At 61.0% G+C, this 21119-nt stretch carries 20 protein-coding genes; 5 read left to right on the top strand and 15 right to left on the bottom strand.

Features of this window, described 5'->3' with window-relative positions; genetic code table 11:
* A partial coding sequence (locus AC1AUD_RS13390) for a DUF4143 domain-containing protein (protein WP_476574875.1) occupies positions 1-477 on the top strand: 477 nt, incomplete at its 5' end.
* A gap of 110 nt (positions 478-587) precedes the next feature.
* On the opposite strand, the gene AC1AUD_RS13385 is transcribed toward AC1AUD_RS13390, so the two are convergent.
* From AC1AUD_RS13385 to AC1AUD_RS13340, 10 genes are all read right to left on the bottom strand, one after another.
* A complete protein-coding gene (locus tag AC1AUD_RS13385; protein ID WP_476574874.1) occupies positions 588-2714 on the bottom strand; it encodes a hypothetical protein in 2127 nt (708 codons plus the stop codon).
* Positions 2715-2826: 112 nt separating this feature from the next.
* Positions 2827-3660, bottom strand: coding sequence for a carbohydrate ABC transporter permease (locus AC1AUD_RS13380; RefSeq protein ID WP_476574873.1), 834 nt, complete (start codon positions 3658-3660; stop codon positions 2827-2829).
* Entirely contained in the window at positions 3657-4580 is a 924-nt protein-coding gene (locus AC1AUD_RS13375) for a carbohydrate ABC transporter permease (RefSeq protein ID WP_476574872.1), read from the bottom strand. Before AC1AUD_RS13375 ends, AC1AUD_RS13380 begins: the two co-directional genes overlap by 4 nt.
* A gap of 114 nt (positions 4581-4694) precedes the next feature.
* Positions 4695-5948 carry an ABC transporter substrate-binding protein gene (locus AC1AUD_RS13370; protein ID WP_476574871.1) on the bottom strand — a complete coding sequence of 418 codons (1254 nt, stop codon included), beginning with the start codon at positions 5946-5948 and terminating at the stop codon, positions 4695-4697.
* A 157-nt stretch (positions 5949-6105) separates the two neighbouring features.
* Complete coding sequence (locus AC1AUD_RS13365; RefSeq protein ID WP_476574870.1) at positions 6106-7098, bottom strand: LacI family DNA-binding transcriptional regulator; 993 nt, start codon at positions 7096-7098, stop codon at positions 6106-6108.
* A gap of 134 nt (positions 7099-7232) precedes the next feature.
* The gene (locus AC1AUD_RS13360) at positions 7233-8291 is read right to left on the bottom strand and encodes a LacI family DNA-binding transcriptional regulator (protein WP_476574869.1); all 1059 of its coding nucleotides are present in this window, start codon (positions 8289-8291) and stop codon (positions 7233-7235) included.
* A 169-nt stretch (positions 8292-8460) separates the two neighbouring features.
* Entirely contained in the window at positions 8461-8832 is a 372-nt protein-coding gene (locus AC1AUD_RS13355; protein WP_476574868.1) for a hypothetical protein, read from the bottom strand.
* Positions 8833-8863: 31 nt separating this feature from the next.
* Positions 8864-10588, bottom strand: coding sequence for a sodium:solute symporter family protein (locus AC1AUD_RS13350; protein ID WP_476574867.1), 1725 nt, complete (start codon positions 10586-10588; stop codon positions 8864-8866).
* A 532-nt stretch (positions 10589-11120) separates the two neighbouring features.
* A complete protein-coding gene (locus tag AC1AUD_RS13345) occupies positions 11121-11882 on the bottom strand; it encodes a hypothetical protein (RefSeq protein WP_476574866.1) in 762 nt (253 codons plus the stop codon).
* 149 nt (positions 11883-12031) lie between these two features.
* On the bottom strand, positions 12032-12814 hold the full coding sequence (locus AC1AUD_RS13340; protein WP_476574865.1) for an acyltransferase domain-containing protein: 783 nt from the start codon (positions 12812-12814) through the stop codon (positions 12032-12034).
* 243 nt (positions 12815-13057) lie between these two features.
* On the opposite strand from AC1AUD_RS13340, the gene AC1AUD_RS13335 reads away from it, so the two are divergent.
* Together AC1AUD_RS13335 and AC1AUD_RS13330 are read left to right on the top strand one after the other, a co-directional pair.
* Positions 13058-13603, top strand: a complete 546-nt coding sequence (locus AC1AUD_RS13335) for a hypothetical protein (protein WP_476574864.1) — start codon at positions 13058-13060, stop codon at positions 13601-13603.
* 38 nt (positions 13604-13641) lie between these two features.
* A complete protein-coding gene (locus AC1AUD_RS13330) occupies positions 13642-13989 on the top strand; it encodes a helix-turn-helix domain-containing protein (protein WP_476574863.1) in 348 nt (115 codons plus the stop codon).
* A gap of 33 nt (positions 13990-14022) precedes the next feature.
* Here the strand turns inward: AC1AUD_RS13330 and AC1AUD_RS13325 are convergent, their stop codons facing one another.
* The 5 genes from AC1AUD_RS13325 to AC1AUD_RS13305 all read right to left on the bottom strand — a co-directional run bounded on the left by AC1AUD_RS13325 (position 14023) and on the right by AC1AUD_RS13305 (position 19862).
* Positions 14023-15039, bottom strand: coding sequence for a LacI family DNA-binding transcriptional regulator (locus AC1AUD_RS13325; protein ID WP_476574862.1), 1017 nt, complete (start codon positions 15037-15039; stop codon positions 14023-14025).
* A 76-nt stretch (positions 15040-15115) separates the two neighbouring features.
* Positions 15116-16711: an MGH1-like glycoside hydrolase domain-containing protein gene (locus AC1AUD_RS13320; RefSeq protein WP_476574861.1), complete on the bottom strand. Its 1596-nt coding sequence runs from the start codon at positions 16709-16711 to the stop codon at positions 15116-15118.
* 26 nt (positions 16712-16737) lie between these two features.
* Entirely contained in the window at positions 16738-17574 is an 837-nt protein-coding gene (locus AC1AUD_RS13315; protein ID WP_476574860.1) for a carbohydrate ABC transporter permease, read from the bottom strand.
* Positions 17571-18497: a carbohydrate ABC transporter permease gene (locus AC1AUD_RS13310; protein WP_476574859.1), complete on the bottom strand. Its 927-nt coding sequence runs from the start codon at positions 18495-18497 to the stop codon at positions 17571-17573. Before AC1AUD_RS13310 ends, AC1AUD_RS13315 begins: the two co-directional genes overlap by 4 nt.
* A gap of 138 nt (positions 18498-18635) precedes the next feature.
* Positions 18636-19862, bottom strand: coding sequence for an ABC transporter substrate-binding protein (locus tag AC1AUD_RS13305; RefSeq protein ID WP_476574858.1), 1227 nt, complete (start codon positions 19860-19862; stop codon positions 18636-18638).
* A gap of 413 nt (positions 19863-20275) precedes the next feature.
* Between AC1AUD_RS13305 and AC1AUD_RS13300 the strand changes: the two genes are divergently transcribed.
* Positions 20276-20596 (top strand): hypothetical protein, encoded by a 321-nt coding sequence (locus AC1AUD_RS13300; protein ID WP_476574857.1) that lies wholly within the window; start codon positions 20276-20278, stop codon positions 20594-20596.
* Positions 20562-20984: a putative toxin-antitoxin system toxin component, PIN family gene (locus AC1AUD_RS13295; RefSeq protein ID WP_476574856.1), complete on the top strand. Its 423-nt coding sequence runs from the start codon at positions 20562-20564 to the stop codon at positions 20982-20984. Before AC1AUD_RS13300 ends, AC1AUD_RS13295 begins: the two co-directional genes overlap by 35 nt.
* The last annotated feature ends 135 nt before the right edge of the window (positions 20985-21119 follow it).

Genomic DNA, 21119 nt, shown 5'->3' with positions numbered 1-21119 from the left:
TTCCCGCTCATGCCCTACTACGCCAACGCCAGCAAACGCCTCGTCAAAACACCGAAACTGTATTTCCACGACACAGGACTGCTCTGCCACCTGCTGGACATAGGAAGCGTCGGGGAACTGCTGCTGAGCCCCCATCTCGGCGCGGTGTTCGAGAACCTCATCGTCGCCGAAACCCTCAAGGCCCACCTCAACGCCGGCGACGAGCCGAGAATGTTCTTCTACCGGGATGACTCGAAGATCGAGGTCGACCTGCTGGACTTCACCGACAACGCACGACGCAAGCTCATCGAGATCAAATCCGGCCAGACCTACCACGACCGGTTCGCCGCGCACCTGGGCAGGGTCGGGCAATGGCTGGACATACCACCGGAGGAACAGTACGTCGTAGCCCGCGTCGAATCCAGCTACCAAGCCAAAGGCGCCAAAGTCCGCTCCGCGACGGACTGGCTGCTGCGGGAGACCAGCGTCAAAGGCTGAGTTCGGCCGGGCTGACGCAGCGAGCGTATCGCCGAGGGAACAGTGAAAAATAAAAAGGGCGCGCCGCCCGCTGCGTGCGACGCGCCCGGAATGGGATGGTTGGCTGCGACTCAGGCCTCCGGAAAGCCTTCCTCGCGGATCATGCGCAGCCAGATGTTGAGATGCCAGTCCTGGTCGTTGGCCAGCGGGTCGGCCTGGTGCATGGCGCGGCCGTCGACGTTGGAGGGGAACAGGTAGGCGCAGGTGGCGGAGCCATCAGCGTTGTAATTGGCCATATTCGCTTCGAAGATGGTCATGGCGAGACGCTCGGTGGCATCGGAGCACAGCGCCTTGGGCAGGCGCGCCAGCACCTCGGCGGTCAGCGAGGACCAATAGTGCGGGAACACGTCGCCGAACTGGCGGTTGATGCCGAACCAGTAGCCATCCCAATGTCGGATGCCCACGCCGCACAGGCGGCAGTCGGGCTGGGGACCGGAGAAAGCCAGCAGCCAACGCAGACGGTCACGCACGCCATCGAGATATTTCTCCTCGCCGGTGATGCGATGCGCCTCGATAAGCAGACTGACCAGCGGCGCGGTGATCGACTGCTCATAGGAGACCTCGTGGTAAGGCAAATCGATGCCGAGCGAGAGGAAGTAGTCCGCGGAAGCGAGGATGCGCATGCGCAAACGCTCCGCATCGTCATGCCGCCCAACTGTCTCGAGCAGTCTGGCCGCGGCGGCGTGGGTCTCGGCGAATTCGATGGCGAGGAAGTGCTCGCCGCCGATTTCGGCGGCGCGATCCATCATCTTCACGAGCATGTCGAGATCGTGCGAGTCCTTCGTGCCGATGTAGTGCTCGGCATAGAAGTTCGTGAACCACGACACGTCATAGAGTCGGCCGCCGAATTCACTCTCCGGCTGGCTCGAACCACGTCGGCAGGCACCGGTTTCATCGATAAGCCATGTCTCGGCGAAGCTGCGCCATGCATCGGTAGCGGCCTGCGCGGGAGCGCGCAGTTCCTCATCGAGGAAGCCCATGTTGAGCGCACGCTGCACGAGCACCGGCATGGCCAGACGTTCGGAGCCATCCGACCAGTCATTCCAACTTGCGTCGAGCAGATGCCGCCCGGTGCGCACATCGGTGGAGGCCATGGCACCAGCCAGCTCACCGACCCGCTCGCGCGTCACCTGATGGTCGAGGATCCAACGCACACGGTCGTTGATGGTCTGGCGCAGGGGCTTGTGGAACAGCACCTCCGTGTGGGCGCGTTCCGCCCCCGAGCCGAGCGCGATCTGATAGACACCTGGTTCCTCCGCCGCCAGCCGCACACCGTCGGCAGCAGCCTCGACGGTCAGCCCTTCGGAAAGTGCCGTCACCGGCAGAGCCGTGGTGACCTCGATGGATTCCCCCACCGTCACGCTCAACACCGAGAAGGAGGCGGGCGCGTTGGTGTCGGCCAAGAAGGCGGCCTCGTCGTCATACCAGCCGATCTGCCAGACCAACTCATAGGACTCGCCGGGCTGCAGCGTAATCGTCGGTTGCCCGCCGAAGGAATCCGGATTGACCGCATGGTCGGTGACCTGCAACACGAAATGCCCGCGCACATCGGAGTATGTGACATGGTTGCGTGACTGGATGGAATAGGCGTTGACGGCACCCTCGCGCACAATCAGGCCAAGCCTGCGGCCGTTGCCGTCCATGGGCACGGCCTCGACCCAGCTCCATGCGCCGCCTGCGAACACATGCACATTCACGCATTCGGTCAGTGATTTCCTCGCGCCCGGATAGCGGTCGTTGAACGGGGTCTGCACATCGAGCCCGGCGATGGTGACGGGTGCGGAGGTGACGTTGCGCCACTCGTAGCGTTCGGTGAGCCGCTCGCCGCCGGTGCGCGTGACGGTCAGCGCCAGACCGGCACCACGCAAGGCATAGGTCAGCCGCTGCGTGTCACCGTGCAGCTCGCGCTGCTGGGGCACGATCCACTGAGCGGCGCCGGTTTCGGTGACGGCCAGGCCACTGCCCCACAGATGGTCCGTGGTGTGCCAGCTGGCGCTGGAGTCCAACAGGAAGTGCCGGGTGAGGTTCGTATCGTCGACGAAGGCAATCGGCGCTCCGGTCGCTTCATCAAGCACCACATGGCCGGAGCCGAGCGGCAAAATTTCGCCCGCCAGCATGCTCAGGTCAACGGAGGCGCCTGCCTCGGCCTCGGCGCGGTCGATGGCTGCTTTCTGGGCTGCGGTGAGGGATTCAACCATATCGGAATCCTTTCGGAAAGAATCGAGGGATAAACGAGGGGCTGCAGGAAAAGCGGGACGGAACGGAGGAAGGAGAGGAAGAGAATCGCTCCGCCCCGCAATGATTCCCGGGTCAGCCCTTGACCGAGCCGGCCACCAGTCCAGAGACAATCCACTTCTGACAGAAGCAGAAGAAGATGAACACAGGCACAAGGGCAATCACAGTGATGGTCATGAACAGCGGCCAGTTCGTGGAGAACTGTTGCACGGCGTTGTAGACCTGCAGCACGACGGTCTGCTTGTCGGTGGAGCTCAGGAACACGCTCGGCAGCAGGAAGTCATTCCATGTGCTCACCGTTTGGAAGACGATCACGGTGGTCAGAATCGGCGTGATCAGCGGCAGCACGATCTTGTAGTAGATGCGCCACGGGCCGGCACCGTCGATCTTCGCAGCCTCGAAGAGTTCCTGGGGCAACGACGACATATAGCCGACGATCAGGAAGTAGCAGAACACACACGAGCCCATGTAGAGCACGATCAGGCCGAGCAGAGAATCGACCAACCCGACCGCGGACTCCATCTTGTAGAGCGGCAGCATGGTGGCCTGCGCGGGAATGGCGAAGGTGACCATAAGCACCGCGCCAACGATCTTGGTGAACGTAGACTTCTTGTACACCACGCCGAATGCGGCCAGCGAGCCAATGAATACCTGCAGCAGCACCGTCACAACGGTGACGATCAGCGTGTTGAGGAAGGCGCGCACAATAGTGCCATCGGCGAAGGCCTCGGCATAGTTGGAGAACACCCATTCGCTCGGCAGGCCGAGCGGATTCTTCATCATATCCACGGAGCCCTTGAATGAACTGACCACCACGTAATACAGCGGCACGGCACAGATCAAGGCGAGCGCGAGGACGACGACGGTGCGGAAGACCTTGGCGACAAGGTCGCGTTGCGACTGCTTCACTGGAACCTCTTTTCCACAGCGCCCGCGATGGTGTTCTGCAGGGCGATGACGACGATGCACGCGATGGTGAAGAGCACGGACAGAGCAGAGCCAAGGCCGTATTCGCTCTGGCCGATGCCGCGCAGGATGATGGCCTGGGAGATTGTGTTGGTGGAGTAGCCCGGGCCGCCGCCGGTCAAGGTGTACGGCAGATCGTAGATCTTCAAGCCGTTGGTCATGAGCAGGAACATCGACACGATGATGCCGGGGATGAGCTGCGGCAGGGTGATATGGAAGAACTGCTGGCGCCCGCTGGCACCGTCCACGCGCGCCTGTTCATACAGGTCGGCGGGAATGGTCTGCAGGAAGGCAAGATACAACGTGGCATGCCAGCCGACCTGCATCCATACGGCCACGAAAATCACGCAGAACCGCGCCCAGTTGTCGCTGGACAGCCAGCCCACTGGATCGATGCCGAACACGGCGAGGATCTTATTCATCACGCCGGAGCCAAGCGGGGAGAAGATGTACTGCCAGATCAGACCGATGATGGCCTGCGCAGGCACTCCGAGGAAGAAGAACAGCGAACGGGCGAAGGACCGGCCCCACATGGCCTTGTTCAGGGTCACTGCCAACGGAATGGCCAAGCAGGTGACCAGAAACGTGGTGGCGAACGCATAGAGCAACGTGAAACCAAGCGCGCTCAAAAGCGATAGATCCGCGAAAACCTTGGCATAATTGCTCAGCCCGACGAAACTGAAATCAGCGGAATAACCATTGTAGTCGGTGAGCGAGTAGAAGAACGACTGCGCCAACGGCACGATGGTGATGATGAGAAAGACGATGAGAATGGGCATCAAGAACCACAGCGAGGTAAGGTTCTCGGCTTTCAATGAGGACGCTCGCCTCTTGTGAGCATGTCCCACGGTTGCAGCGGTCATGGGTTTTCCTTTGGGAATAGTGGAACCTAAGACAAGACGGAGCCGTGCCGATGGCCGAATGTCATCGGCACGGCCCCGTGTGAAGGAGGAGGGGAAGAAGGAAGGCGATGCGGTTTACAGCGTGGCCCACTTGGCGTCAAGCGCCTTGGTGAAGTCCGCGGCGGAGGCCTGTCCCTGGACGACCTTCTGCTGCTGAGCATTCATCTCGGTGGTCATGACGGTCGGAGCCTTGGCCCAATTGAACCAGTAGAACTTGTTGTTCTTGAAGTACGTATCCACGACATCCTTGAGCTCGGCCGGGGGTTCGGCCTCATACTTGCTGGACAAGGACATGGTGCCGGCTGCCGTGGTGAACGTCTTGAGACCCTCTTCGGAGTTGAGATAAGCAAGGAACTTCTCAGCGGCGGCCTTCTGCTTGTCGTCGGCCTTGGCGGAGATGGCGAAGCCCTGGTCGGGGCCGCCGTTGATCCACGGCTCGCCTCCATCGATCGCCGGCATTGCGGCGACACCGAAATCGATGCCGGAAGCCTTCACGTCGGCCAGATCCCACGGACCGGAGCGCATGACGGCGAGGGAACCGGTGATGAACTCCTGCTTGACCTGATCTGCGGACAGACCGACGGACTTCTGCGGAATGACGCCCGCCTTGGCGGCCTTGGCCCAAGCTTCGACAGCCGGTCCCCAAGCTTCGGAGAACGTCGTCTTGCCGTCCCAGACATCCTGATCCGGGACCTCAACGCCTTCCTTGCCATAGTTGGAAGCCACCAAGCCAGCCAGGGAGCCCGAGGGCTGCGTGTTGAAATCCTCAAGATACGCGGTGCCGCCATCCGCATTGATCTTCTTGCCCATCTCGATGAACTCGTCCCATGTCTTCGGGAATTCATCGTAGCCGGCCTTCTTCAGCAGGTCCTTATTATAGAACATCGCGCCCACCCATGCCGTGACAGGCATGCCGTAGGTCTTACCGTCCTTCTGGAAGAGCTGGAAGTTGGACTCATCCACCCCTTCAAGGAAGTCCTTGCCGGTCAGGTCCTCGGCGGCTCCTGAATCCATGACATCGGTGCGATTGTCCATGATGATGTTGAAGACGGTCGGTGCGCTGGATCCGGAAAGTCGCGTCTGCAGCGTCTGGATGTATTGCGCCGAATCCTGGCCATACTGGACATCAATATCAATGTCGGGATTGGCCTTCTCAAATCCCTTGACGACATCGCCGATCTGGTTCTCCTTGAAGTAGGAGTAGAACGAAATCTTGGTCTTGTCGCCGCCCGCGGAACCCGAGCCACATGCGGCCAGCGGAACCAGCATCGCCACCGCGGCCACACCAGCCACCGCCGCACGCAGCGTCGCATTCTTCTTTGCGCTCATAACTACTGTCCTTTCAGTTGGTTATACGCTTCAACATTGATGCGTATCAATGAATATACACACCGCTTTTCGACTGTGCAACCCCGGCGTGTTGATACGCATAAACAACGTCGAGAGACAGCAAGCACGCGGCATCCGCCCGCCGCGCAGGCAACCGCTACCGAGCGTCGCGCACGGTGATATGAGGCTGAATCAGCGTCGACTGCGGCACCTTGTCGCCGTCCAACTGCGCGAACAGCGACGCCATGGCCACTCGGGACATCTCCTGCGGCACCGGATCGACGTTGGTCACGGGAATGCGCAGCGTGCCGGCATGCCCGTCGGGATACACCGCCACCAACGACAGGTCCTCGCCCGGCCTCACCCTAAACTCGGCGCATAGCTGCAGCACATAATCCAAGGTCTGCGGCGTGCGCACCGCAAGCCCTCCATGGCAACGGGCCAGATCCCCCACCAGATCGGCAGCCTCCCACACGCCATGCCAACTGTTGTCGGACGGCACGAAGAGGCGGTAATCCATATCGAGCACCTGGGCGACGACGCGCGATTCATCGGCGAAGAACTTGGAGAAGGCGTATTGCGAAGCCCCTCGGACGGCATCGCCAATCACGACGATGTTCTGCGCCCCGCATTCGGCCAGTCGATTGACGACCAACTGGGCGACGCGGCGGTAGTCCACGTCAACACACGGCAGACCGAGCGAATCCTCGGGCGTGCCGACGAGCACCACAGGCACGCCGAGCTTCTTGATCTCGGGCAGGCGTGGGTCATGCCATTCGATATCGAAGACAAGCGCACCGTCGAGCATGCCCTGACGCACCATATGCCGCAATCCTTCGACGCCCTCCTCGGCTGGGATGAGCATGACGTTGTATCCACGCTCACGGGCCTCGTGCATGATGGTGACGAGGAAAGGACGAAGCTCGGCCAGCTGGGTGTTCTCATCCATGCTCACCATCACGCCGATGACGCCGACCCTACCGCCGGCCAGCGAGCGCGCGCTGGCGTTGGGAACGTAACCCAGCTCGTCCATGGCCTTGCGCACGCGCTTCTTCGTCGCCTCGGAGATGGGACGGCTGCCGCTCATCACATACGAGACCGTCGCCTGCGAAACACCCGCGCGCTTGGCGACATCCTTCGCCGTGACCATAGTGATGCGACCTCCATCGGGCCATGCGGCCCGCCCATCCGTTGCGTTGAACGAATCTGTTGAACGAATTCAATGCCCCATCATATTGATGCGCATCAACATCGACACGCACGGGTACGCGGCACTTACCCCTTCTACAGCTGATCTGCGTGGCGGCCGATTTCGAACGCGGCGATGGTGGAGGCGCGGCGCACGAGCTTGGGATAGACCATCCGCACCTCCTTGGGCGCGGCCTTGCCATCCAGCAGGTCGTACATCATCGACACCGCCGTCTTGGAGACGACGCGCGTCATGGGCGAGACGTTCGTGACCGGCACCAGCATCGACTGTGCGTCCTCGTCCTCGCATACGGCCACAACGGGCACATCGCGGCCCGGCTCCAGGCCGACCGACAGCAGCAGTTGCATCGCCCATTCGGCCTGGCCAGGCGTGCGCACCAGCATGCCATGCCCGTCACCGGGCCGCCACGAACGCATCTGCTCGCGCAACGGGCGCATCGCACCGGACGATGCATTCGCCAGCCCATGGAAGTCGAATTTCAAGCCATGCATCTCGGCGGCCAGCCGACCATAGCGCTCGAACACCTCTTGGAACCAGAAGACGTTCTTCGCCGCGCCGTATTGATCGGCACCGTCGCCGACGTCGCTGACAGTCACCACTTGACGCACGCCGACCGCCCTCAGCTCCTCGATGGCCAGGTCGACGACGCGATGATAGTCGACATCCACGGCGCACAGCTCGGTCCTCATCATCGGATTGCCGATCAGCACCACGGGAATCGGCAGCTGCTCGGCCTCGGCCAAGCGCCCGTCGCCGATGCGCACATCCAGCATGAACGCACCCGCCGCCTGCGACTCCCCTGCAAGCCTGCGCAACATTCCCATGCCCTCGTCCGCGGGCAGCAGCATCACATTGCCGCCCCGCTTGCGCGCCTCGCCGGTCACGGCGGCGATGAACGGGAACAATCCGCTGGCATCCGTGCCGGGTCCGATGGAGGCGAGGACGACCAAGGTGTCGCTGCGCTTGCCCGCCAACGACCGGGCGTTGGCATTCGGGAAATACGACAGTTCCTTCATGGCCTTGAGCACCCGCGCCCGGGTCCCCTCGGAAATCGTGTGCTTGCCGTTGAGCACATAAGACACCGTCGCGCGGGACACCCCCGCCCGCTTGGCGACGTCCTCTGATGTGACCACCGCCGCCGCACCTCCTTCCGCACAAACGCACGCCCTGCCTAGTCGCAGGGGCCATTCACACGGGCAACCTTACTCCATCCCGGCGCGCCGCCCATGAACGCGATGCGCGGGGCGCCCGGACAGGCACACCCCGCGCATCGCGGCATATGAGCTCAATCGATCGCTTTGCTCACTCGTCGCCCTTGCCCTCGTGCGACAGCAGCGCCTGACGCGCCGACGCCTCGGCGGAGGCGATGATGTCGGCGGCGGGCAGCGGCTTGAGGAAGTTCCAGATCAGGAACACCGCGCCCACGATCAGCATGCCGATGCCGGAATAGAGGTTGATCGGAATGCCGCCGGTTTTGGCGACGTCGGCGGCCGGATCGAGGATGCCGCACAGCGTGACGATCACGCCGTAGATCACGAACAACACGCCGATCAGCAGGCGCAGGTCGTTGCGGCGCGCGGCCTTGACGGCCTGCTGCTTCTCGGCCTCGGTGAGTACGCCCGCGGGATTCGTCGTTTCCATGGATTTCGTCGTTTCAACAATTGGTTCAGCCATAATAAGCTCCTTCAAGACTAACCGTGGTCGTTTAGAAGAACGGGACGTACATGGCGACGCTCAGGGCAAGCACGATCAGGCCAACCACCAGCGGGCTCTTGAACCACGGGTTGCGGCCGGCCAGCGCGTTCGGCGCCAGCAGATCCTTGGCCGCGGCCTTGGCCTCGACGCGCGCCTGCTGACCCGCGGTGCGGAAGTACTTCATACCGCCGGTGGCGAAGGTCAGGCCCTCGAGCTGCTCGTCGGTCTTCGGCTTCGTGAACATGGAGATCGCGAAACCGGCGACCCACGTGGCCACGAAGGAGATGATCGCGCCGTACATGGTCTCGGCGGTGGCGGAGCCGAAGATCGTCGGGTTGTTCAGATAGACGATGTAGGTGATCAACGGGGCGGCGATGCCGATGAGATAGGCCCAGGTGCCGGCCTTCGGGGTCAGACGCTTCCACACCATGCCCAGCAGGAAGATGGAGAACAGCGGCGCGTTGAAGAACGAGGCCAGGGTCTGCAGGTAGGTCATGATGTTGCCGAACATCGAGGCAAGCCATGCGGTGCCTACGGAGATGACCACGCCGGCCACGGTGACGAGACGGCCGAGGTTCAGATAGAAGCGGTCCTTCTGACCGGGCTTGACGTAATCCTGCACGATGTCGTAGGTGACGACGGTGTTGAACGACGACACGGAGGCGGCCATGCCGGCCATGAATGCGGCCATCATGCCGGTGACGGCGACGCCGAGCACGCCGTTGGGCAGGTAGAGCTGGAACAGCTTCGGGATGGCCTCGTTGTATTGCAGCTTGCCCTCTGCGAAGAGGTTGCCGACGGTGGCCGCGGCGATCAGGCCAGGGATGACCACGACGCCCCAGATGAACATCTTCGGGATGGCGCCGATGATCGGGGTCATGCGCGCGTTGCGCATGTCCTTGGCCGCGAAGGCGCGCTGCACCTCGGTGAAGTTGGTGGTCCAGTATCCGAAGCCGAGCACGAAGCCCAGGCCCATCACGATGCCGAACCAGTTGGCGCCCACCGGGTTGGTGACGTTGCCGATGCCGGTGCCCTGGAAGGCGTGCATCATATCGGTGCCGGCGAAATGCGCCTGCAGGCCGGACCAGCCGCCCACGTTCTTCAGGCCGATCACGGTGACGGGGATCAGGGCGGCGATGATGACGAAGAACTGCATGACCTCGTTGTAGATGGCGGAGGTCAGACCGCCCAGGATGATGTAGGCGAGCACGAACACGGCGGACACGATGATGGCCGTCCACTGGTTCCAGCCCAGCATGGCCTGCAGGATCAGGGCCATGGCGAACAGGTTGATGCCGGCCTGCAGAATCGTCGAGACGGCGAAGCACAGGGAGACGATGAGATGCGCGCTCTTGCCGAAACGACGCTCCATGAACTCAGGAACGGAGCGCACGCCAGAGCCGTAATAAAACGGCATCATGATGATGCCGAGGAAGATCATGCCCGGGATGGCGCCGGCCAGATAGTAGTGGATGGTCGACATACCGATCTGCGCGCCGTTGGCGGCCATGCCGAGGATCTCGGTGGCGCCAAGGTTGGCGGCGCAGAACGCAAGGCCGGCGATCCACGCCGGCATCGAACGGCCCGCGAGCAGGAAGTCCTGGCTCGACTTCTGCTGACGGTGGATCGTATAGCCGATCCACACGATCATGGCAAAGTAAATGAACAGAATCAGGTAATCCACCCAATTCAGGTCCAAGCGGATAAGCGATGCATCAACCGCTGCAAGGTCCACTTCGTCCCTCCTTCGATTGTCAATCGCCCAGGTCCTTCCCTAGGCGAAATCGGTTGGTCACGTCGCTCTCTGGCGTGACCGCACTTCATGTTACGCGCGTAACCAAATATGTCAACACGATAGAGACTGAATTTGGACACTATGCGTTGGCTCATCCCGAAAACACCCGCCAGTCCTGTCGGTCATTCTGCGAAACAAACATCGCTCCCGGCCCGAGCGACATAGCTGGGAACCGCGTAAAACGAATGCTTCGTCCGCAAAGCATCGAGTCCAACCCCTCTGTTGTCCGCCAGCACGGAGCGAGCGATTCCGCAATAATAATGTGAGCAAGCTCACATATCAGCACTTACATCAAACATTCCAACTTGACAATTCGTCAACATACAGTCGCGCCGCCCCTGCACGACCAATCCATTTAGCGAGCACGCCAACCCCAACTTCACAGTCGCAGCACATTAATATGCACACGAACAAGATAATCGTGCGCATATTAGCAAAAGCGGCCATCGAGGAATGACGGTCGTCGCTTGGCCTACAACGCGGCGGCGTATTGGGCGACGGAGGCGGTGACTTCCTTGAGATAGTCGAGGGAGCGGCGCCAGTGGCCGGGCACCTCGATGGAATGGTTGGCATCCGGGTATTCGTGAACGTGCGGGGTGAGGGCGCGGGCAAGCGCGCGGTCGTAGAACGGATCTGCGGTGCCGGCGCAGATCAGAGGGGCGGGGCCCGGATATCGCGCCGCATCGGCAGCGTCGACAGAGGCAGGCGCCGATTCCATGGCTTCGGCTTTGGCGATCCCGGACGCTTTGACGGGCTCAATCGGCCCGGCGGACTCGGCGACGATATCGCCATCACCGACCGGGCGCACCGGAATCACACGTTGGCTGGGGTCGAAGTCGGCGTGATGCAGCACCGGAGTGAGCAACACGAAGGGCAGGGCGTGCGCCATGGCGACATGCGGATAGGTCAGCGTGGTCAACGATTTGCCGATGAGCAGCATGCGGGGCTCATTGCGCCCGGCCGCGGCGGCCTCGGCGCGCACGCCCGCCACCCATCCGTCGATCGCATCATCCAGCACCGGCGTCACGGCGGACAGATCGTCGCTGGCATTGCGCACATTCATCCGGTCGATGCGCCATCCGGCCTCGACCAAGGCCTGCGCCGCCCAATAGAGCAGCGGACGGTCGCAGGTGTAGCCGGTGCCGGGCATCAACAGCACGCGTCCACGCTCCTCGCCGGCCTTCACCGCATTCTTGCGCCACGAGGTGATCGACACCTCCACCGCTTTGGCCATGACTCCCTCCTTCGTTCGAGAGCACATCATAGCGTGGGCAAGGCGCGACCTGACCTCAAGCAGTCAGATGCCGGGCGACGGCCAACCCGTGCGGCACCAGCCATATTGCGGCACAGGCCAACCGTCCAACCAACGCAGCGCGCACATCGTCACTCACGGAGCACACCCACCCCGGAGCCTATGGCGCCGCCGTTCAGCAGATGCGACTTGACGGCGCGCCGCAGCGAGGTGTCCTCCGGCAGCTCGGCGATGGGCGCGGGATTGCGGCGGAATACCCATTCGCGCCACGCCTCCGATTCCGGCTCGACGCCGATGATGTCGAACATACGCTGGAAGCGCACGATATTCGAATCCGCCGGCAGCAGGCGCGGAAGGGCGGGGCTGAGCAGCCATGATTCGCAGGTCATCGGCGCATCGGACCAGTCCGGGAAATATCGCTCGGTGAATGCTCGCGCCTGGCGCAGGGATTCGGCGCATGCCTCGGGCGTCAGCTTCGCGTCGGAGGGGATGTGGATGTTGATCTGGCGGGAGACGGAGGAACCGTTTTCGATGCCGGCATATTTCGCAAGGAACAGATCCTCGGGACGGTCCGCGTATTCGAATTCCAACTCCCCCAAGCGGAACAGCCGCAGGCTCAGCTGCCGCCAAGTCCACCACTCGCGGTCGAAACCATAGTGCCCATAGCTCGCCTCATGCTCGGCGACGAAACGCGGGAAACAACCCATCGTCGCCACGAACACCTCGTCGGGAATGCCGTGCCGCCGATATTCGGCGTGAGCCAGCACCACGGCCTCCACCGACACCGTCAGCATCAGCGTTCCGTCCGGGTCTCCGCCCGGCGCGGCATCCAGCGCGGCCTTGATGCGCGCGGTCGTCCCCTTGGCCGTCGCGGGGTCGATCAGCCCCGGCAGCATCGCTCTGATTTCGCTCATCCCCCAAGACTATCGGACGAGCGCAGGTTCAGCCGAATCTGGTCGGCTTCAGGCGGATTCGCCGCTATCGTCATCCACGTTCAAGAGGTGACAGAAAGTTTGTCTACGTCACTTATCCACAAACACGCCCGAATGACGGCCTCCGTCCACAATGGCCGGTTGCGCTGGACACGAACAAAGCAACTCCCTACCGTAGGCCACACCCCGCAAGGCGAAAAGAAGGCCGTCAAAGGAGAAGACATTATGGGAGACAAAACAGTAAACCCAGATAAGGATGGGACAACCGATAGACAGCGCAACAGCGAATGTCTCTGTTTCATCCCCTCCGACCGCACCCGCAACTTCCACCGCTACGCCGTCAATGGACACGACCTAGTTTCGGCTGAGATTTCAGCAGCTCTTAGCGGAACACGCATGGGTATGGGCGAATTCATATCGAGAATCGCCGACATACGGCAAACCATCAACGCAGCCAGCAAAGGAATTCTTTCGCCGCACCCAGACACGGCCAAGCCAGTGGTCACCCAGCCCGACCTATGGGAATTGCGATGGACCTATCCAGGCAACGTTCAATACCGAATGTATTTCGCCCAGAATCCCACCGGACTCCCTGAATTGGTGGCAACACACTTTCACCGCAAGGACATCTCGGGCACCGCGGAACAGCAACGTCTCCGGCAAAACGAAGCGATGGCCTTGGGACAACGGCGTTTCGACTCTGGACGAGCGGCTTGGTGGGGACATCGCCGCACACACTGTCGGCACTGTGACTGGAGCCGAGTAATATAAGTTGCAGCTTATGGAAATGCCGACATTGAGAGGACAATATGGAACAGACATATCGCGGACACACACAGTCCGAATTGACGGACCTTGCCGAAGCGCTCGCTTCCGACCATCACGCTCTGTGGTATGAGCTCGTCAAAGCGCGCCGCGCACAAGGGATATCTCAGGCACAAGTGGCCGAATTTCTCGGTATCAGTCAATCCGCCGTCGCTCAGTTTGAGCGGTATGACAACGATCCGAAGCTCTCGACGCTAAGAAGATACGCATTGGCAGTGGGAATGAAGTTGCACACCACGGTCACGCCAGCGTTCGGAGACCCGCCAAACGAAGAGGAACCATCGGAGACATCGCAGGACCAAATTTCACAGACGATGGCGCAAGAGCATTGAGCTCTCGACAGGCTCAGCCGAACCTAGTCGGCTTCAGGCGGATTCGCCACGGGCGAGGCGGAAGCCGGCGGTTTCATGGCGGGGGGGGATGACCTTGCCGCCGTCCGACCCGCGCTTGATGCGTTCGACGAGCATGGTGACGGCGGAGCGCGCCATGCCATTGAAATCCAGCGCGATCGTGGACAGCAGCGGCGAGGAATAGGACGCCGGGCTGATGCCATCGAAACCGAACACGGCCTTGTCCTCGGGCACACGCACGCCCATGCTTTGCAACCCACGGATCAGGCCGAAGGCGATGAGATCGTTCATGCAGAAGAATGAATCGTAACCCAGATCGGCCTGCACGATCATCGCGGCCGCGGCCGCGCCTCCATCGACGGTCCAGTCGCAGGGCACGGTGTCGTTTTCGCCGCCCAGACCGGATTCGATCATGGCGCGCATCGCCAGATCGGTGCCGACATTGCGTCCGATGGAACTGAATTCCTCGATCCCGAAGCGCCGCCCGCCCACGATCGCGGTATGCCCATATCCCTGCCGACGGAGATATTGGAAAGCGGTTTTGAACGCGGCTTCCAGCGGCAGCGACACATTGTCATACGCCGGCTTGTCCTCGTAATCCTCGAACAGCACGGCCGGATGCCCGCCAATCAGCGAATGCAGCTCGCTTTCCCGCACATTGTGCAGATTGATGATCAATCCGTCGCACATCGGCGTGCTCATACGGCGGAGCGCGTCGTACTCACCGGAGGCCAGTGAGCCGGTCTGCTGGACGACGAGCTGATATCCCTGGCGCCACGCCTCCTGGGAGATGGCCCACGCCAAATCACAGTAATACGGGTTCGACAGATCCGGGATGACCAATGCGATCATGCCGCTGGTGCCCTGCTTGAGGAAGCGGGCGGAGATATTCGCGCGATAGTTGACGCGCTCCGCCGCCGCGAGAATACGCTCACGCGTCTCGGCCTTGAACCCCGGTTCCCCGCGCAACACAACGGAGGCGGTGGCGACGGACACGCCGGCTTCCTTGGCGACATCACGCAGCGTGGCCATCGTCACCACCTCCCATTGAATTCTTAGCCCCTAGACTTGAGCCTTTACTCTAGCCGAGCGCATAAACGTTCTTGCCTCACAGTTGGCAGATCACCTTGGGATGGGCACTGTCATCATGCAGCTCACGTCCATCCGCCAGCGTCACGGTCAGACCGGGGCCATGACCGTAGTGGTCGCCGAACAGGTCATAGTAGATGTCCGCGCTGGTGGAACCAACCGGCAGGCCAAGCAGCCGCCAGTAGGGCATGGCGCGCCCCGTGCCGAGCGGAGCCACGGTCAACTCGCCGTCCTCCACGCGCACGCCGGCCAAACCGGAGACCACCAGATCGGCGAAGGCGGAGTGGTTGTAGTCCTTGCCACGCTCGTAGCCGCCGCGGTCGTCCATCCAACCCCAAGCTTCGAGCTGGTCGCGCGAGATCCATGCGCCGGTGTCGGCGTCAAGGTCCTCGTCGATCCAATCGACGACCTCACCGTTCTCCCGTTCGAGCCGGTGGATGGCGGCATAGCGGCGCAATTCACGCAGGAAGTCGCCGGGAGCCAACGCGCCCCGCCCGGAGCGGATCTCGGCAATCATCGCGTCGAGCGTCTGCGTGGTGGCGAAGGGCCAGCACGGCCCGTTCCACTGGCATTCGTGCGCCGAGTCCCGGTTCATATAGCGCGGATGGCAGGCCTCGGCGGTGCGGATGCCCACGGAACCGCCGAAATGCCTCGGATCGGCGAGGAAGCGCCAGGCCTCCTCGTTGGTATCGTCCGCCAGGCCGAACACCCACGGAATATAGCCAATCTCCTCGCGCACATTGCGCGCCGGATCGATATCGGCGAAATCGAAGGACGGCACCTCGCCGTCGCGCTCGTCCAACGGCACGACCTTGAAGAATCGTCCGTCCGCATCCCACAGACGTTCCCGGATCAGGCGGGTGAGCTCATCGGCCTTGCCATCGAATTCGCTTGCCAATTCGTCGCGCCCGGCCCAACGGGCCACCGTGGCGATGGCGCGCGCGTTGGCGGCCATATAGCTGTTCAAAGTGGGGCGCAGGCCCGAACCGGAGACGGAATCCTCCATCGCGTCGCGGTCGTCATGAGACCAGAACAGGCCGTAGCGCGTCATATTGCGCCGTTCGACCTCGCGATAGAAGCGCACGAATTCGTCCAGCAACCCCACCGCGAAGGCGCGGTCGTCGCGGGTTTCGGCGAACCGCACCACGGCGTCGACCAGCCACGACGAGTAGGAGAACTCGTCTCCCGAGCCGCGCAGCCAGAAGTTCGTGTATTCGTGCACGAGCTCGCGCCCGCCGCGCAGCCACCTCGCCTCGGCGATGTGATGCCCGGCGGCGCAATTGATGGAGTTATACGGCCCGGACCAGTAGACATCCGGCAGGAATTCGGAGATGATGCGGCCTTCAGGTGTGGAGGTGATGTGCTTGCGGAAGGTCCACCAACGGAACCACCACACGCGCTCGATCGTCGCGTCCGCGCATTCGAAAAACGGCACCTCGCGGCGCATCCATTCGAGGGCAAGCGCGTTGGTGATGTCCTGCGGATAGAGCTCCTCGTCGTGCGCATTGAACACGTTGACGTAGCGGTCGATCACCTCCCCCGGCTCGCGCACCGGGGCCGGGGCGGTGAACTCCTCGACAAGATTGAAGACATCCGCCATGGTTTTCCCTTTCATACTCACCTCCCTACGGCGATCCTTACTCAGCCCTTAACCGCACCGGCGACCAAGCCGGAGACAATGTAGCGCTGGCAGAAGAGGAAGAACACGACCACAGGAGCCAAGGCAATGCAGGTGATGGCCATGAACAACGGCCAGTTCGTGGAGAACGCGGTGACGGCGTTGTAGACCTGCAACACAACGGTTCGCTTGGCCTCGTCGGTGATGAACACGCTCGGGCGAAGGAAGTCGTTCCATGTGGCCAGGGTCTGGAACACGATGACGGTGGCCAGAATCGGGCGGATCAGCGGCAGCACGATTTGCCAGTAGATACGGAACGGACCGGCGCCGTCGACGCGGGCGGCTTCAAGCAGTTCCATCGGCAGCTTGCGCATGTAGCCGACGACCAGGTAGTAGCAGAAGGCCGAATCAACCAGATAGAGCACAATGACGCCGGGGATGGTGTTCACCAATCCGAGGGATCCTTCCATCTGATAGAGCGGCAGCAAAGTGGACTGCACAGGGATGCAGAAAGCAACGGTCAGAACCGCACCCATGCCGACGGTCAGCCAGTTCTTTTTAAGAATCATGGCATAGGCGGCCAACGAGCCAACCGCCACCTGCAGCAACACAGCGAAGAAGGTGATGACGATGCTGTTGCCGAAAGCCCGCCAGATGGAACCATCCGCGATAGCTGTTTTGTAGTTGTCAAGACTCCAGTGCTCAGGCAGGGCAAAGGGATGCTGCGCCATCTCGACATTGGTCTTGAACGAGCTAACGACGACGTAATACAGTGGGATGGCACATATAAGAGCCAGCCCCACCACCACGACGGCACGTAGAATTTTCCGGGGAACGCTATTGGCGCGGGCTTCAATCATTCGAACCTCCTCTGGACGGCGCCGGCGACGAGCTGCTGCACGGTCACCAGAAGCAAGCAAACAATGGTGAACACAACCGCGAGGGCCGAACCAACGCAGTACTGGGATTGGCCGGTACCACGCAGAAGGATGGCCTGCGTAATGGTCATGGTGGCGTTGCGGGGGCCACCACCAGTCAGGGTGTAAGGCAGGTCATAGATCTTGAGATTGCCGGTCATAATGAGGAATGTGGAGATCACGACGCAAGGCACAAGCTGCGGCAGCGTGATATGGAAGAACTGCTGCCGGGAGTTCGTGCCATCAATCAATGACTGTTCGTATAGGTCGGCGGGAATGGCCTGCATATAGGCCAGATAGAGGGTCGCATGCCAGCCGGTGCCCATCCACACGCCCACGAAAATCACGCAGAACTGGGCCCAGAAATCGTCGGAGGTCCAAGGAATCGGCGGAATTGTGAACAAATCAAGAATCTGGTTGAATACGCCGGACTTCATTGGGGAGAAAATCTGACGCCATATCAGACCGAGGATAGCCTGGGCCGGAACACCAAGGAAGAAGAACAACGAACGGGCCAAGGCACGACCATAGAACGCCTTGTTGAGCACTACGGCCAGAGGCAAGGCCAATACGGTGATGAGAACAGTCGTCGAAATGGCGAACAACAAGGTGAAGCCGAGGCTATGCAGCAACTCAGGTTCGGTAAAGATCGTGGCGTAGTTCGCAAGTCCGACCATATTGAAATCGGGATTGAAACCGTTGTAGTCGGTCAGCGAGTAATAGAAGCTCGACAGCAACGGAATCACAGTCAATACAGTGAAGACAATGATCATCGGCAGCAGGAAGAAGAATGTGGCTCGATCTTCTGGCCTGATGTGCCACCGGGGCCTTCCGGCCGTCCGAGCTCGTGATGCGGAGGCATTCATGAAAAGCAGCTTTCGTGATGATGGATATTGATGGGGAAAACAGACAATCCAGGAAAAGCGCGGCCCGCCCACACGGGAGGAGAATCGGTGGACGGGCCGCTTATATATCTATGGTTGGTCAGTAACGCACTCAGAGGCTCACTGCACGGAGACCCATTTCTCGTTGATGCCCTTCGCAGCTTCGGCAGGAGTCAGCTGGCCGCCCTGGACGCCCTGCTGCTGGCTCTTGACTTCGGTGCTCATCGCAACGGAAGCCTTGGAGAACGCAATCCAGTAGAACTTGCCCTTAAAGAAGTAATCGTCGTAGAGCGGCTTAATCTGCTCGTCCACTTCGGAAGCATAGTTGTCCGATAGCGAAGCGGAACCATATGCGGTGGTGAACAACTTGACGCCTTCCTCAGAACCCATGAACGCGAGGAACTTCTCGGCCAAATCCTTGTGCTTGGTCGTGGAGGAAATGGCGAAAGCCGGGTCGGCACCACCATTGACGTTCGCCTCACCTCCGGGCACACCCGGGAAAGCCGCGAAACCATAGTTAATGCCAGCAGACTTGAAGTCGGCGATGTCCCATCCGCCACTGCGGAACATGGCGGTCTCGCCATTCAGGAAAGCTTGCTTGACTTGGTCACGGGTCATGCCCGCGGCCTCGGACGGCAGCATGCCAGAGTCAAGGTATCCGGTCTTCCAAGCGTCAAGAGCCTTCTCCCAGGGCTCCTCGATGTCGTCGCGCCCAGCGAAGCCTTCGTTGCCGCTCTTGCCTTCGGCGCTGCCGACCAAGCTGACCAGCGAGGCGCTCATTTCCTCGCCATTCTCCAGATAGGGCGTGATGCCTTTATCCTTGAGGGCCTTGGCGAGCTTGCCGAAATCGTCAAGGCTGTCCGGCACGGAGTCATAGCCGGCCTCCTTGAGCAGATCCTTGTTGTAGGCAATGCCGCCAAGCCAGCCAGAGATGGTCAGACCATAGGTCTTGCCATTCTTGGAGTAGGTATCGAGATAGGACTGATCGACGCCCTTAAGCACGTCGGAACCGGTCAGGTCGGCGGCGGCGCCATTGTCAGCCAAATCGTTGAAGTTATTGCCCGAGAGGTTGAACACGTCCGGCGCCTGCTTGCCCGCGATACGAGTCTGCAGGGTCGAATCGTACTGATCGGGGTCAGTGCCATAGGAGATTTCGACCTGGATATCCGGGTTCGCCTTCTTAAAAGCTGCGATAGCCGGATCCATGGCGGCCTTGTTGTAATACGAATAAATGGTGAGCGTGTTGTCGGAGGCACCGCCGTTGGACGAACCGCACGCCGCCATCGGTGCGATCAGGGCCGCCGCGCCAACAGCCGCGACGATTGCCTTGGTGATACGGGACCGCATTGTCTTTCTCCTTTGTCTTGTCGCCTGCTCCATTCGCGGGCGTTGGCATTAGCATAACATGAATTTACAAGAACGTTTAACCTTCATCGTCCACAAACTCACTTTTCCTTGAAATATCAAGGATATTTATATATTCTGTTTTTCATTTATCGGCGTGTTGAAACGTTATTGTTGACTGTTTTATTGAAACGATATTCTTTTTCAATCACGCAAGTTATCCACAACACGCCCGAACGACGGCCTCCGACCACAATGGTCCGGCGGACTGGACACGGCTCAATCGGCGTCCCTACCTTGGGGCGCACCTATCCAACGAACGAAAGGACGCGACCGACATGACCGCAGTGATGGCAGCCCCTCCGGCATTATCATGGAATTATACCGATAATTACCTGATATCCGAGGAGGGCAATATGAAGACCTACACCATGGCCGAGCTGAGCCGCCAGACCAAGGCGATCTGCGACGCCCCAGAACCCGCGCTCATCACCAGCAACGGCAAGCCGAAATGCATGGTCCTCAACATCGAGGACCTGCCGCTTGACGACGCCTTAAGCACCATCCTCGGCGCCTGGGGTTACGCGGGCATACGCGAAGCCCAACGACGATCCGTCGAGCTTGGCCTCGACAAGATGACTCTCGAGGAGATCAACGAGGAGATCCGGCAGGCACGTCTGGAACGCCACCAACGTGAGGCCGATGGTCAACGCGACGGAGGTGGAGACCATGCGTGAGGCAGTCATCGACACCAATGTCGTCATCTCATGGATGCTCACGCCCCATGGAATTCCGGGCCAGATCATGGAGGCGATGAACCGCGGCGCCTATGACGCCGCATTGAGCAATCCGACATGGGCCGAATACCGCGACGTGCTGCGCCGCCCGAAATTCCACCTCGACCCATGGCTCGTGGAGAAGGCACTGGTGTTCATACGGCAGCACGGGCGCTTCCATATCCCGGTTCCCCAGCCCGAACGATGCGCCGACCCGAAGGACCAGCCGTTCTGGGACCTGGCCGTCACAGCCGACGCCACGCTCGTCACAGGCAACACGAAGGACTTCCCACCCAGCTCCCGCGTGCGCACGCCGCGCGAGTTCCACGACGAGCTCAGCGCGGCATAGCAGACGGATGCACAACGCAAGGGCCGCCGACAAAACGAATGTTGAACCGCACCCCGATTGTTGGACTGAAGAAATTCAGATTCGATGATTGGAGGTGTGGTTCTTTCGTATGCGAGAGGATCGAAGGAAACGTTA

This window comes from Bifidobacterium sp. LH_730, from assembly GCF_056355835.1.
The sequence above is the reverse complement of the archived record's forward strand: the minus strand, read 5'-3'. Positions and strand labels throughout refer to the sequence as shown.